Genomic DNA, 13603 nt, shown 5'->3' with positions numbered 1-13603 from the left:
AAGGGGAGTCGATCAGATCAGCTCCTCTTTTCTTTTTTCTTCTTACAAATTTTTAAGAGCAACTAAATTAAATCTATACATAAATGAGGTGTGGACATGCTGTCATACACGATCCGAAGAGTTGGTCAGCTCATTCCTGTTCTTCTCGGCATGGTGTTTATAGTGTTTATGATGATTCGAGCCATTCCAGGCAATCCGGCACAACTTATTTTAGGACAACAAGCCTCAAAGCAAGCAATTGAAGAACTCACGAAGCAATTAGGCTTAACGGAGCCTTGGTATACGCAGTTCGTGGAGTATATGAAAGGATTGTTCCAAGGTGATCTTGGGATGTCATTAAAAACGCGAAATCCCATTAGTGATGAACTATGGCCGCATTTAGCAGCTACAATTGAACTGGCATTTGTGGCGATGATTATTGCCGTTATTATTGGAGTTAACGCAGGAATCATATCGGCGTGGTTGCAAAACTCTTGGTTTGATTATGGTGTAATGCTGATTGCTTTAATAGGTATTTCAATGCCAATCTTCTGGTTTGGTTTAATGGAACAATATTTCGTTTCCATACAGTTAGACTTGCTACCAACAACGGGTCGTGAAGATGTCCGGGCACCGATTGAAGCCATTACGAATTTATATTTACTAGATACGTTAATACAAGGGAATTTTAGTCAGTTTATCGAAGTGGTCAAACATTTAATTCTTCCTGGAATTGCTTTAGGAACCATTCCCATGGCCATTATCGCTCGTATGACACGTTCGAGTATGCTTGAAGTAATGAAGTCAGATTACATTCGAACGGCTCGCGCAAAAGGATTAAAGATGCCGCTTGTTGTGTACAAGCATTCTTTGAAAAATGCAATGATTCCAGTCGTTACCGTCATTGGTTTGCAGGCAGGCTTACTTCTTGGTGGAGCAATTTTGACAGAAACTATTTTCGGATGGCCTGGTATAGGAACGTACATCTACGATGCAATTTCATCACGTGACTATCCTGTCATTCAATCGGGCATTCTCGTTATTGCTACGTTATTTGTATTCATTAATCTTATCGTCGATCTTTTGTATGCTGCAATTGATCCGCGAATCAAATACTGATAGGGGGAGTTTTTATGGCTGAACTGGCAGGAACAACACCACCAATAACGAACCCAACAGCAGCACAAGAGGAGCGGGTGATTTCACCTTGGAGAGATGCCTGGCGCTCGTTTCGAAAAAATAAACTAGCAATGGCAGGCATGTTTCTTGTGGCTTTCTTTATCCTAATTGCAATAATCGCACCACTGATCGCTCCCTATAGTTATGATGTACAAAAAATGGCGGACAAGCATTTAGCGCCATCAGCGGCCCATTGGTTTGGCACTGATGAGTTTGGTCGTGATATTCTAACAAGAATCATTTATGGTGCGCGTATTTCTATTTGGGTTGGATGTATTTCTGTAGCAGGCTCTGTTATTGTTGGCTCTACTTTAGGGGTAATAGCAGGTTATTATGGAAGATTTATAGACATGATTATTTCACGCGTTTTTGATATAATTCTGGCTTTTCCAAGTATTTTATTAGCCATTGCCGTCGTTTCTGTACTAGGACCGTCGCTTCGAAATGCGCTCATTGCGATTGCGCTCATTAACGTACCGATCTTCGGACGCCTTGTGCGCTCAAAAGTATTAAGCGTCAAGCAAGAAGAGTATATATCGGCAGCTAAGGCAATTGGTATGAAAGATTCCCGTATATTGTTTCAACACGTGCTACCTAATAGCATGGCACCTATTATTGTGCAAGGAACGCTCGCGATTGCGACAGCCATTATTGAAGCAGCTGCTCTTGGCTTTTTAGGACTAGGTGCGCAGCCTCCGACGCCTGAGTGGGGTAAGATGCTGGCCGATTCCAAAGACTTTATTTTAGACGCTCCGTGGACAGTTATTTTTCCAGGACTTGCGATTATGTTAACCGTGCTTGGTTTTAATTTAATGGGCGATGGCTTGCGTGATGCACTCGATCCTAAAATGAAAAACTAATAGAACGACGAATAAACGAGCAAAGGAGGATCATCCTTTGCTCGTTTGTTTATTCTTTATTCACTTTGTCCTTCTTTCAAATTCAACTCATTATCATCCGTATGGAAGTTTTTAAAGCTTTCTACGAGGCGATCTAAATGCTCAAGTTGATCGCTATAATCAATAATAAGCGCAAAAATAGGGAAAAGATGCATCCATTTTTCATTTTCAGGTGTTGTGTAGTAGCTCATAAATGTACTCATGAGCTGGTTTTTATGTTCGCAATACTCTTCGTACATACACGCTGCATGCTGAGAACGAATTTTTCCTGTATATTTTAAAAGAATTTGTTCATGGTACGTTGTTAAGAAATCGAGTTGCTCTGTCATTAATGTTTGCAGCGGTTCAGGCATACAAATTAATTCATTTTCATTGCGATTTAATTTACGCAACAGTTCAAAAGATTTTTTTGTTGTAAAAATCATTTGCCGATAAATGACAAGCTTACGTCCCTTCGTAAATTGATGTGCTTTAAAATACGTACGATCTTCTTTATACAGTAGATAAAGTTGATCCATTTTAATCATACGGTCTTTCATTGCACCAATGTCATCTTTCGCTGCCGCATACTCGGTAGCATGTCGGCTGATCATGCGCATCCATTTAATAATGTCATCTGTTAAATGAGAGATGCTGAAGTAAAGCTTCGTTTCATGCTTTGGTGGCATAAATACTAAATTAACGATAAAGGCTGAAACAACACCGAGCATAACGAGTAAAAAGCGTCCGAGTGCAAACGAAACGAAATCGCCAGTTTGGCTTTCCATGATTGCGATGACCGTTACAACTGCGAGGGAAATCGTCTTTTCAATTTTTAATTTTAAGTTAACCGCTATAACGAGGATTACAACAAATCCTATAACAAAAGGAGAGTTTCCGATTGTTAAGACGGCTACAATGGCAAAAATCGCACCAACAATATTACCTTGTACTTGGTCAATAATCGTTTGATACGACCGATAAATAGATGGCTGAATGGCAAACGTAGCGGCAATAGCAGCAAATACTGGTGTGCTTAAGCCGAGTAGCGTCGCTAAATAAATGGCCATCGTAATGGCTAACCCCGTTTTTATCATGCGGGCTCCAAATTTCATGTGAAGTCAAGTGTTCCCTTCTATAAGTAAGATAAGATAAAACAGTTCTTAATCTTGACCACTATACAATGTTTCCCATTATTAATCAAGTATTCAACGAAGGCAATTTTATGAAATCAATTTATAAAAAAAACCTGCACAATCGCGCCAATGAGCGCATCGTGCAGGTTTTGATTAATCATGATTGTGAAAGCTTTTTAAACGAACGTTTAACAGCTTCTAACGTGGCAACAATATCTTCCTCTGTATGAGCGGTTGTTAAGAACATTGCTTCATACTTCGACGGAGCTAAGTTAATGCCTTCTGCAAGCATGGCTTTAAAGTATCGACCAAACATTTCACCATCTGTTTGTTCGGCTTGCTCGTAGTTAACAACTTTTTCATTTGTAAAGTAGACAGTAAGGGCCCCTTTTAGTCGATTAATCGTAATTGGTATGTTGTATTCCTTCGCATGCGCGAGAATGCCTTCTTCAAGCTGTTTACCGAGCGCATCCATTGCCTCATAAACACCTTCTTGTTGCAATACTTCTAAGCAAGCAATTCCTGCTGAAATGGAAGCGGGGTTACCAGCCATTGTTCCTGCTTGATAAGCAGGTCCAAGTGGGGCTACTTTTTCCATGATTTCTTTTTTGCCGCCGTAAGCCCCGATTGGCAGGCCACCACCAATAATTTTACCAAGTGCCGTCATGTCAGGTTTTACTTGCAATAAGTCTTGGGCACCACCGTACATAAAGCGGAAAGCGGTAATTACCTCATCATAGATGACGAGGGCACCGGCTTCGTGCGTTAATTCATTAACAGCTTTAAGAAAGCCTTCTGCAGGCTCTACAATTCCAAAGTTTCCAACGATCGGTTCAACAAGAACCGCTGCGATTTCTTGACCCCAACGATCAAGCGCTTCTTTATAGGCTTCAATGTCATTAAACGGAACGGTAATAACTTCTTGAGCGATACTTTTTGGCACACCAGCTGAATCAGGTGTACCTAATGTAGATGGACCAGAGCCGGCCGCAACGAGTACAAGATCAGAATGCCCGTGATAACATCCTGCAAATTTTATAATTTTATCACGCCCTGTATAGGCACGTGCTACCCGAATGGTCGTCATAACGGCCTCGGTTCCGGAATTTACAAAGCGAACTTTCTCCATTGCTGGCATTGCTTCTTTTAACATTTTCGCAAATTGCACTTCAAGCTTAGTAGGTGTTCCGTATAGTACACCATTTTGAGCTGCCTTTATGATCGCTTCTTTAATATGAGGATGAGCATGTCCTGTAATAATGGGACCGTATGCAGCTAAGTAATCAATATAACGGTTACCGTCTTCATCCCAAAAATAAGCACCATTAGCACGCTCCATAAATACAGGAGCACCTCCACCTACTGCTTTAAAAGAACGAGACGGACTGTTTACACCGCCAACAATATGTTTTTGTGCTTCACTATATAATCGTTCTGAATTCTCATGGTTCATCTAATAATCTCCTCCTTATTTCCATCTGTTATTGTAGCACGTTTAGGTAACTGTCTGCATGAGAAGCACATGGTCATAATGGGAGAAAGAGGGGCTTTGTGTAAAAAGAAGCTAGTGGAATTTGTAGCAATGCGCAACATGAGATAAACTAATGGTTGCTGAAGAAAAAAAGAGAATATGCTGGAGGCAGAGGATGAACTATATTATCGATGTGAATGGGCTGCGCAAGGAATTTAAATCGCACGCAAGCCGTTCGGGGTTAAAGGGAGCTTTTCGTGATCTGTTTACAAGGAATTATTCTACGAAAACGGCCGTAAACGGGATATCTTTGCAAATAAAGCCAGGAGAAATGGTCGGTTATATTGGTGAGAATGGTGCGGGTAAATCAACAACGATTAAAATGTTAACAGGCATCTTAACGCCAACATCTGGAACGGTAAGCGTAAATGGGATGGATCCTCATAGAGATCGTGAACAATTTGTGCGAAGTATTGGGGTCGTGTTCGGTCAACGCTCCCAACTATGGTGGGACATTGCTGTTCAAGAGTCTTTTCGATTATTAAAAAAAGTATATAACGTTTCTGATGCGTTCTATGAAACGCATATGGAAGATGTTATTTCGACATTAAATATTGAACCATTGCTCAATCAACCGGTTCGAAAACTTTCACTCGGACAGCGAATGCGCTGTGAGCTTGCTGCGGCACTTATTCATAATCCACCGTTATTATTTCTTGATGAACCAACGATTGGTTTAGACGTGCTTGTAAAACTGAAAATTCGTGAGTTCTTAAAGAAAATTAATGAGAAGTATGGCACGACCATTTTATTAACAACGCATGACTTATCGGACATCGAGGCGTTATGTGAACGGGTTATTATGCTAGACGAGGGAAATATCATCTATGATGGCGCTCTTCAGCAGTTGCGAGAAAACTGGGGAGAAGGCAAGCAAATACAATTTGTTTTTTCTGAGGAAGTGTCACTACAAACGTTGCAACAACTTACGGCTGGTTATCTCGTTGTATGGGAACAAGGGGACAACGGCGCAAGCTGGACAGCTTCTATTGATGACGATGAAGACATCATTTCGGGTGTTATTGGTAAAGTGGTTAGTAGCATTAAAATCATAGATTTAAAAATGGCTGAAACGACAACAGAAGAAATTATCCGCAATATTTATGAAGAAGGAGCCATTCGGAATGGCTAAATATATTGAAATGATTCGCATTCGATTTTTAATGATGCTGGCGTACCGAACAAATTATTATAGCGGTATTCTAATCTATAGTATTAACATCGGTGCCTATTACTTTTTATGGAGTGCTATATATGGAGATAAAGGCAGCATTCAATCCCTTTCCATTGGCCAAATGACCACATATATTGCAGTCGCTTGGATGGCGCGCGCCTTTTATTTTAATAATATAGACCGAGAAATTGCTATGGAGATTAAAGAAGGGAAAGTAGCCATTGAGATGATTCGTCCCTACAATTATTTAACGATGAAGATGATGCAAGGGCTTGGTGAGGGGATTTTCCGCATTTTATTCTTTTCCTTACCAGGTATGGTTATTGTATATTTCTTGTTTCCGGTCTCCTTTTCTGCACATCCGTTAACATGGGTGTATTTTCTAGGATCAATCCTATTAAGCTTTATGATTAATACACAAATTAACTTGCTAACAGGGATTGCAACGTTCTTTCTATTTAATAATGCCGGTTTAATTCGAGCGAAACGAGTAGTCATTGATTTGTTTTCAGGTCTTATTCTTCCGATTAGCTTCTTTCCAGGTTGGGCACAAACCGTCATGGATTACTTACCCTTTAAAGGAATCAGTTACATTCCAAGCATGATTTTCACGGAAGGCTTTCAAGGTGTACAAATTTGGAATGGTCTCATGAATCAAGCGGTATGGGTCATTCTCTTATTCTTGCCAATTGGTATGCTGTGGACGCTCGCGAAACGACAACTGATTGTACAAGGGGGTTAAGAGATGTCATATGTATCAATTTTCTTTCAATATGCTAGTCAATATTTAAAAACGAGATTAACGTATCGCGCAGATGCGCTCGTCGAAATTATATCTGACCTCCTATCACAAGCTGTGAATCTTATCTTTATTCTCGTCGTCTTTGGCCATACGAGTTTATTAAGTGGATGGTCTCGAGATGAAATGATTTTTATCTATGGATTTTTCCTTGTTCCATTTGCTTTATTTGGTGCATTCTTTAATATTTGGGATTTTACCGATCGTTATATTGTAAAAGGGGAAATGGATCGTATTTTAACGCGGCCTATTCATAGTTTATTTCAAATTATTCTTGAGCGTATGGAGCTGGAATCTTTATTTGGAGCGGTCACTGGTATCGTTATTATGATCGTATCAGCTAGCCAGCTTCACCTTACCTTCCATTGGTATGATTTGTTTGTTTTCCTTCTTTTAGCGTTTAGTGGGGCTATGGTATATGCAGGGATCTTTATTTCGCTAGCTAGCATAGGCTTTTGGTCAGATAGTCGTACTGATATTATGCCGATGATGTACAATATCGGTAACTACGGGCGGTATCCTGTTAACATCTATAATAAAGTCATTCGTTGGGTTTTAACATGGATTCTACCATTTGCTTTTGTTGGTGTTTATCCTTCTGCCTATTTTCTCGGTAAAGAAGAATGGTACACTTACACGTATTTAACACCGGTAATCGGCATTGTTTTCTTCTTCATTTCCCTTTTTCTTTGGAACAAAGGGGTGACTAAATACCGAGGTGCTGGGAATTAAAAGGAAAAAAGCGTTCTTTACACAGAACGCTTTTTTATTTTTCCTGAAAATTTAGAAAATAGTGTAAATTCATTGGGAAAAACGAACTGAAATTTCAGACAATTACACATAGTTATTTAAACACATTAATAATATAATTTCTATATTATTGGGTGATAGTGTTCATCTTTATCGAAATATGTAATTTTTTCTTTATTTTCTGCTAATTTGCGTCTAAACTTAGGATATCTTAAATCAAAGGAGAGATTGATATGTTCAAGAAAATCCTTACTGTAGCAGCAACTTTACCAATTGTCGTTTCTTTAGCTTCACCAGCACAAGCAGCAACTAAGCCGGTAACTAAAACAGATGTAGCACCGAAAGAAATTATTGTGAAATTCAAAAAAGGTGTTTCTTCTTCACAAGTTGCTTCTATCAACTCTGCTTCTAATGTAAAAGTAGTTGAAAGTACGAAAGATTATAAAGTCGTAAAAGTAAATGGAAGTGTGGATCAAGCCATCGATCAACTAGAGTCTGATAAAAATGTAGAGTACGCAGAGCCGAACTATACATACAAGGCGACATTTACACCAGATGATACAGAATTTAAAAATCAATATGCACCTCAAACAATTGGTGCTGAAAAAGCATGGGACGTAACAAAAGGTTCAAAAGATGTAAAAGTAGCAATTGTTGATACAGGTGTTGACGCTAGTCACCCTGACTTAGAAGGAAAAGTTCTTAAAGGAAAAGACTTTGTTGATAATGACGATGATGCAATGGATGAAAACAAGCATGGTACGCACTGTGCAGGAATTGCAGCGGCAGCTACGAACAACGGTAAAGGAATTGCTGGTATGGCACCAGATGTATCTGTCCTTCCAGTCCGTGTTCTTGATGCACAAGGTAGCGGTTCTCTAGATAACATTGCTAAAGGTATTAAGTATGCTGCCGATCAAGGAGCAAAAGTTATCTCACTAAGCCTTGGAGGACCTGGTTCTTCTAAAACGCTTGATGATGCGATTGAATATGCGTCTCAAAAAGGTGCAGTAATCGTAGCAGCAGCTGGGAACGAAAGCACAGATAAGAAAAGCTATCCTGGTGCTAATGAAACGGCAATTGCCGTAGCTGCAACAGACGAAAATGATGCGCTAGCTGATTTCTCTAACTATGGTGACTGGGTAGATGTAGCCGCTCCTGGTGTTGATATTCTTTCTACAGTTCCTGGTGGTAAATTCGAGAAATTATCTGGTACTTCAATGGCTACACCACTTGTAGCTGGTTTAGCGGGTCTTCTTGCATCACAAGGAAAAGATGCAAGCCAAATCCGTAAAGACATCGAAGGTACAGCTGATAAAGTTGATGGAACAGGCGACAAATTTAAATATGGCCGAGTAAATGCTGCTAAAGCAGTAGCTGCTAAATAAAATTACGAAAACAATTGGCTAAAAACGAACGAGTCCTTTAAAAACAGGTAAACCGCAGTGGAGTAGAGTCTCCATTGCGGTTTTTTAAGTATTAATAGCATCTTTGATTGATAGAGATTGTCCTATAATAGAGCAATTGTGCATACATCTTTACTGTAAGGTGGTGTACTATGGGGAGCGTTATTTATGTTTTCATTGTACTGATTGCAGCACTTATTATTTTTAAAAGCTTACAATTGCTTTTTTTACATCCTATAATAAAGCTTCAACTCATGTCTCTTGAACATTTATTTGTGCTCGTTCTTGTTTATATTACAATTATTTTAGGATTTGGCTTAATATATACTTCATTTATGTTAATGGATATTCATGTGATTGAAAAAGGAGGCGTCATCCTTAGTCACTTTTATTTTTTTCACGTACTAGATGATGCGATGTATTTTAGCTCGATGACAATGCTTTCAGTTGGTTATGGTGACATTACACCCATAGGCGTCGGCAGGTGGCTTTCTATTCTCGAAGCACTTATTGGCTATTTACTTCCTGTTGCTTTTGTTTTAACATCAGTGATTGAAAAAACATCAAAAAGGTTGTAGATTGCTCAGCAATTGGTTACTCTTCTACTATAGAAGGTGACTAACAGGAGGAGTATCTATGACGATAGCGATTGGCTCAAAAGCGCCAGTATTTACTTTGCCAGCAAGTGATGGGAGCAACTTTTCATTAGAAACATTAAAGGGAAAGTATGTTGTACTCTATTTTTACCCAAAAGATATGACGCCAGGCTGCACAACACAAGCATGCGATTTTCGTGATCAACATGAGGAGTTTGCTGCACTCAATGCCGTAATTGTTGGGGTTAGTACAGATCCAGTGAAGCGGCACGAGAAGTTCATTGATAAATACGGTTTGCCATTTACCCTTTTAGCAGACGAAAATCACGAAGTTGCAGAAGCATACGGTGTATGGAAACTAAAGAAAAATTTCGGAAAAGAGTACATGGGCATTGAACGATCAACGTTTGTCATTGATCAAGAGGGTGCACTCATTCAAGAGTATCGCAAAGTAAAAGTGAAAGATCACATTCGTGAGGTTCTAACATTCTTAAAAGAACAATAACGAAAACGAGAAATCGCCTTTCTTCTTATATATAGGAAGAAAGGCGGTTTTTTTGCATTTATTGCTCCTGAAGTTCATTAATAGGTACTTCTTGAGACTGTAGAGGTTGACGGTTCATATGTACCCTTGCTTTTTGACTCGCTTCATCAATAGACTCAATCCAAACGGACGTCCCTTGGTGTTTTACTTCGATATCACTAGGTGATGAAATAATTTGTTTGGCGCGTTCTACATTCATCTTAATCACTCCCTTTTTTTTTAAGAAGTATACCCAGATTCACTTTTTTATAACCTCAGGATATGATTCGTGCTATGATAGAATTATTAAAATTTTAAAAAAGTAATATACATAGAGGAGAGATTGTTATGAAAGATGCAAGAGTAGAAAAACTGGCTCAGACCTTAGTTCATCATTCCCTACAGTTAAAAGAAGGAGAACGCGTCTTAATTCGTGCTCAGTTAACAGCTCGTCCGCTCGTTAAAGCGCTCATTGAAGAAGTTTATGCAATTGGTGCTTATCCATATGTAAGACTTCAAGATGATGAAATCAATCGTTACCTGTTTACAGGAATGCAACCGAAGCAAGTTGAGACCTTAAAAAAATGGGAACTGCAAGAAGTAAAAGATATTGATGCGTTTATTGCCATTGAAAGCTCTAATAATGACGCTGAACTTTCAGAAGTTCCGGCAGAAAAGTTTCGCTTAATTGGCGAATACAATAAACCTGTCCAAAAAATGCTGATCAATGAACGACGCTGGGTGTTGTTAAATTATCCATCACAAGGTTTAGCACAAAAGGCGAAAATGAGCTTTGAGTCATTTGAGAATTTCTTATTAGATGTATGTAATGTAGATTATAAAAAAATGTTTGATGCGCAGCAGCCGTTAAAGGAATTAATGGAACGAACGGATTCGGTTCGAATTGTTAGTCCAGGCACAGATCTTACGTTCTCAATTAAAGACATTCCAGCTGTACCATGTGCCGGTGAAAACAACATTCCGGATGGAGAGGTATTCACAGCACCTGTTAAAGACAGTGTAAATGGGACGATTACGTATAATACACCGTGTCCATACCGTGGCACTGTGTTCCAAAACGTTAAATTAACGTTTAAAGACGGTAAGATTGTAGAAGCAACTAGCGACAACGAAACGGATAAATTGAATGAAATTTTTGATACAGATGAAGGTGCACGTTTCGTTGGTGAATTCGCAATTGGCGTTAATCCAATGATTGAACATCCAATGGGTGACATTTTATTTGACGAAAAGATTTGTGGCAGTATTCACTTTACGCCAGGTGAAGCATATGAAGAAGCGGATAACGGCAACCGTTCATCTGTTCATTGGGATATGGTGTTAATTCAACGTCCTGAATACGGCGGTGGAGAGCTTTACTTTGATGATGTATTAATTCGTAAAGACGGCCTATTCGTAATACCTGAGTTAGAAGGATTGAATCCTGAAAACTTAAAGTAAACGAAAGCCTTACAGCGTCGTATGAAAGAAAGCGACGTTGTAAGGCTTTTTAACTTTATAATAAAGAGGAATGGATTGACAAAATAGGCGTATTTCGTTTACACTATTTATAAAAATTACAATGTAATAATATCTTTTGAGAGCGAGGTGCATGACGATGTCGGAAGTTCGCATCAATGAAGCCATTGAAACGTTAAAACAGTCTGGAGTACGCATCACTCCTCAACGTCATGCGATTTTGGAGCATTTGATTCAATCAATGACACATCCAACCGCTGATGAAATATATAAGTCTTTAGAAGGTAAATTCCCGAATATGAGTGTTGCGACCGTATATAATAATTTACGTGTATTTAAAGAGGTTGGACTTGTAAAAGAATTGACGTATGGAGATGCTTCTAGTCGCTTTGATTGTGTTACAACGGATCACTATCACATTATTTGTGAGGGATGTGGCAAGATTGTTGATTTTCATTATCCAGGTTTAGACGAAGTGGAATCACTCGCCGAATCAGTAACTGGATTTGAAGTAGGTCATCACCGTATGGAGATATACGGAACTTGTCCAAGTTGTAAAACTCAACAACATCAAATAAGCTGAACCAGCTTTGAACTGGATCAGCTTATTTTTTTGCGAGCTTTTTCATACCTTTTCGGGTATTATATTGATCGTCAAACTCTAGCCCCTCAAGGTTTTTATCTAACGTTAATGGTTGGTTACATGCCATGCATGCATCTGCGCGCCCGAGCACTTTTGTAATTTTATTGCAGTTTGGGCAAACGACCTGAACAGCTTTCGTAGACATCATTCCAATCCAAAAATACACAACAGCACTGGAAAGAGTAGCAAGAAAACCAATCATCATGAAAATCGTCATAATGAGAAAATTGGTTTTAAAGTATATCCCAGCATACATAATGATGATGCCGATGAAGACAAGACTTAACGCAAACGTACGAATCTTATTAATCTTACTCGTATATTTAATCATGTTTGTCCCTCCTACTTACAGTATACAGCCCCTTGGAAAAAAAGAAAGGAATTTCAAGAAATGTGTTGAATTGTGTGGGAGACTTACTACAGAACGGGAGTTGAAGGCATGGAGGATTTATTACGTCCCCTTTATCAAGAAAGAGCGAGCAATGAAAATACGTTAGGTGTTCTATTAATTGAGAAAAATAAGCCATTTAATCCATTAACGGATAACTTTGATTGTATTTTATTTATTATCGTGGAGAAAGCCCCAAAACAATGGACCGTTAAGCATTATCAATTTGATCATAAAAAAGCAGCCCTTTATATAGTAGATGAGCAACAACTAAATGAATGGCTTCTCCTAGGATCCAATCGTCGGGTAGTTGAATGGGTAACCGATGGAAAGGTATTGTTTAATCGAAACGAATACGTGACGAACTTACGAGATCGCTTGGATCAATTTCCGGTTCAAGAACGCTCTAAGAAAATGACGATTGAATTTGGTAAGCTGTTACGCCGTTTTTCTGATGGAAAAGCACTTTTTCATAACGGACAATATCTTGATGCCTATAATCATGTGTTACATGCCTTACACCATTTGGCGCGATTAGCCATTATTGAAAGAGGATTTCATCCCGAAATTACCGTCTGGGATCAAGTAAGGCTTATGGAACCTCAAATCTATAAACTATACGAAGAATTAATTACGGGCGCCGAGTCTATCGAAAAACGAATTGAACTTCTGTTGATTGCAGGAGAGTTTTCAACAGGAGCTAAAGCAAAGCAAGGTGCAGGCCATCTGCTGCACATCTTCCATGAGCAAGAGGAGTGGACGATTGCTCAGTTAATGGAACATAGTGAAATTCAAGATTATGCAATTGATTTAGGAATCTTATTAGAGTACTTAATTGATAAAGAACTACTTGGCGTAATTACGAGGGAAACAAAAGGTAAAAAGCTCTATCATCGCCACTATTGTTCACGTTGATAAAAAGTTTATGATTTTTTTCGGAAAAAGTGTTGACCTCAATTTTTAACCGTGATATAGTATTACTTGTCGCTGATACGACGCGACGCACGAAAGAAAAAACGAATTAAAAAAAGAGGTTGACACTTCAACCGAAAGATGTTATCCTAATAAAGTCGCTGAAACAAAACAAGCGATTAACGGAAAACAAAATGTTCTTTGAAAACCAAACAAAAGCCAGAGTAAGT

Annotated in this window: 15 protein-coding genes; 11 read left to right on the top strand and 4 right to left on the bottom strand. The window is 38.9% G+C overall.

From position 1 onward, the window contains the following. Window positions 1–96 precede the first annotated feature (96 nt). Together A374_RS13230 and A374_RS13225 are read left to right on the top strand one after the other, a co-directional pair. A complete protein-coding gene (locus A374_RS13230; protein ID WP_007202727.1) occupies window positions 97–1098 on the top strand; it encodes an ABC transporter permease in 1002 nt (333 codons plus the stop codon). A 14-nt stretch (window positions 1099–1112) separates the two neighbouring features. Beyond that, the gene (locus A374_RS13225) at window positions 1113–2018 is read left to right on the top strand and encodes an ABC transporter permease (RefSeq protein ID WP_007202726.1); all 906 of its coding nucleotides are present in this window, start codon (window positions 1113–1115) and stop codon (window positions 2016–2018) included. Window positions 2019–2074: 56 nt separating this feature from the next. Here the strand turns inward: A374_RS13225 and A374_RS13220 are convergent, their stop codons facing one another. Together A374_RS13220 and A374_RS13215 are read right to left on the bottom strand one after the other, a co-directional pair. After that, window positions 2075–3151 carry an FUSC family protein gene (locus A374_RS13220; protein ID WP_007202725.1) on the bottom strand — a complete coding sequence of 359 codons (1077 nt, stop codon included), beginning with the start codon at window positions 3149–3151 and terminating at the stop codon, window positions 2075–2077. Window positions 3152–3329: 178 nt separating this feature from the next. Beyond that, complete coding sequence (locus A374_RS13215) at window positions 3330–4625, bottom strand: glutamate-1-semialdehyde 2,1-aminomutase (protein ID WP_007202724.1); 1296 nt, start codon at window positions 4623–4625, stop codon at window positions 3330–3332. 193 nt (window positions 4626–4818) lie between these two features. Between A374_RS13215 and A374_RS13210 the strand changes: the two genes are divergently transcribed. From A374_RS13210 to bcp, 6 genes are all read left to right on the top strand, one after another. Next, window positions 4819–5835: an ABC transporter ATP-binding protein gene (locus A374_RS13210; protein WP_007202723.1), complete on the top strand. Its 1017-nt coding sequence runs from the start codon at window positions 4819–4821 to the stop codon at window positions 5833–5835. Beyond that, entirely contained in the window at window positions 5828–6619 is a 792-nt protein-coding gene (locus A374_RS13205) for an ABC transporter permease (RefSeq protein ID WP_007202722.1), read from the top strand. The genes A374_RS13210 and A374_RS13205 overlap by 8 nt, the downstream gene beginning before the upstream one ends. A gap of 3 nt (window positions 6620–6622) precedes the next feature. Continuing rightward, complete coding sequence (locus tag A374_RS13200) at window positions 6623–7408, top strand: ABC transporter permease (RefSeq protein WP_007202721.1); 786 nt, start codon at window positions 6623–6625, stop codon at window positions 7406–7408. A gap of 251 nt (window positions 7409–7659) precedes the next feature. Then, complete coding sequence (locus A374_RS13195; protein WP_007202720.1) at window positions 7660–8814, top strand: S8 family peptidase; 1155 nt, start codon at window positions 7660–7662, stop codon at window positions 8812–8814. Between the two features lie 170 nt (window positions 8815–8984). Then, window positions 8985–9410 (top strand): ion channel, encoded by a 426-nt coding sequence (locus A374_RS13190; protein ID WP_007202719.1) that lies wholly within the window; start codon window positions 8985–8987, stop codon window positions 9408–9410. A gap of 58 nt (window positions 9411–9468) precedes the next feature. Further along, window positions 9469–9933: a thioredoxin-dependent thiol peroxidase gene (gene bcp, locus A374_RS13185; RefSeq protein WP_007202718.1), complete on the top strand. Its 465-nt coding sequence runs from the start codon at window positions 9469–9471 to the stop codon at window positions 9931–9933. 58 nt (window positions 9934–9991) lie between these two features. Here bcp and A374_RS13180 read toward each other — a convergent pair whose 3' ends face one another. Further along, window positions 9992–10171 (bottom strand): H-type small acid-soluble spore protein, encoded by a 180-nt coding sequence (locus tag A374_RS13180; RefSeq protein ID WP_007202717.1) that lies wholly within the window; start codon window positions 10169–10171, stop codon window positions 9992–9994. A gap of 128 nt (window positions 10172–10299) precedes the next feature. Between A374_RS13180 and A374_RS13175 the strand changes: the two genes are divergently transcribed. Together A374_RS13175 and perR are read left to right on the top strand one after the other, a co-directional pair. Continuing rightward, window positions 10300–11412, top strand: a complete 1113-nt coding sequence (locus tag A374_RS13175; RefSeq protein ID WP_007202716.1) for an aminopeptidase — start codon at window positions 10300–10302, stop codon at window positions 11410–11412. A 157-nt stretch (window positions 11413–11569) separates the two neighbouring features. After that, window positions 11570–12013, top strand: coding sequence for a peroxide-responsive transcriptional repressor PerR (perR, locus tag A374_RS13170; protein ID WP_007202715.1), 444 nt, complete (start codon window positions 11570–11572; stop codon window positions 12011–12013). Between the two features lie 22 nt (window positions 12014–12035). Here the strand turns inward: perR and A374_RS13165 are convergent, their stop codons facing one another. Beyond that, window positions 12036–12404, bottom strand: coding sequence for a YgzB family protein (locus A374_RS13165; RefSeq protein ID WP_007202714.1), 369 nt, complete (start codon window positions 12402–12404; stop codon window positions 12036–12038). A gap of 108 nt (window positions 12405–12512) precedes the next feature. Between A374_RS13165 and A374_RS13160 the strand changes: the two genes are divergently transcribed. Continuing rightward, on the top strand, window positions 12513–13376 hold the full coding sequence (locus A374_RS13160) for a nucleotidyltransferase-like protein (RefSeq protein ID WP_007202713.1): 864 nt from the start codon (window positions 12513–12515) through the stop codon (window positions 13374–13376). Window positions 13377–13603 lie beyond the last annotated feature (227 nt).

Source organism: Fictibacillus macauensis ZFHKF-1, from assembly GCF_000269865.1.
In the GTDB taxonomy this organism is placed as follows: Bacteria; Bacillota; Bacilli; order Bacillales; family Fictibacillaceae; genus Fictibacillus_C; species Fictibacillus_C macauensis.
Note: the sequence above shows the minus strand (reverse complement) of the source record. Positions and strands in the feature narration are given on the sequence as shown.

Coding starts and splice junctions, on each gene's coding strand:
- A374_RS13180 (WP_007202717.1), bottom strand. CDS start 10,171: ATGAATGTAGAACGCGCCAAACAAATTATTTCATCACCTAGTGATATC.
- A374_RS13225 (WP_007202726.1), top strand. CDS start 1,113: ATGGCTGAACTGGCAGGAACAACACCACCAATAACGAACCCAACAGCA.
- A374_RS13190 (WP_007202719.1), top strand. CDS start 8,985: ATGGGGAGCGTTATTTATGTTTTCATTGTACTGATTGCAGCACTTATT.
- A374_RS13175 (WP_007202716.1), top strand. CDS start 10,300: ATGAAAGATGCAAGAGTAGAAAAACTGGCTCAGACCTTAGTTCATCAT.
- perR (WP_007202715.1), top strand. CDS start 11,570: ATGTCGGAAGTTCGCATCAATGAAGCCATTGAAACGTTAAAACAGTCT.
- A374_RS13220 (WP_007202725.1), bottom strand. CDS start 3,151: ATGAAATTTGGAGCCCGCATGATAAAAACGGGGTTAGCCATTACGATG.
- A374_RS13160 (WP_007202713.1), top strand. CDS start 12,513: ATGGAGGATTTATTACGTCCCCTTTATCAAGAAAGAGCGAGCAATGAA.
- A374_RS13205 (WP_007202722.1), top strand. CDS start 5,828: ATGGCTAAATATATTGAAATGATTCGCATTCGATTTTTAATGATGCTG.
- bcp (WP_007202718.1), top strand. CDS start 9,469: ATGACGATAGCGATTGGCTCAAAAGCGCCAGTATTTACTTTGCCAGCA.
- A374_RS13200 (WP_007202721.1), top strand. CDS start 6,623: ATGTCATATGTATCAATTTTCTTTCAATATGCTAGTCAATATTTAAAA.
- A374_RS13165 (WP_007202714.1), bottom strand. CDS start 12,404: ATGATTAAATATACGAGTAAGATTAATAAGATTCGTACGTTTGCGTTA.
- A374_RS13210 (WP_007202723.1), top strand. CDS start 4,819: ATGAACTATATTATCGATGTGAATGGGCTGCGCAAGGAATTTAAATCG.
- A374_RS13230 (WP_007202727.1), top strand. CDS start 97: ATGCTGTCATACACGATCCGAAGAGTTGGTCAGCTCATTCCTGTTCTT.
- A374_RS13195 (WP_007202720.1), top strand. CDS start 7,660: ATGTTCAAGAAAATCCTTACTGTAGCAGCAACTTTACCAATTGTCGTT.
- A374_RS13215 (WP_007202724.1), bottom strand. CDS start 4,625: ATGAACCATGAGAATTCAGAACGATTATATAGTGAAGCACAAAAACAT.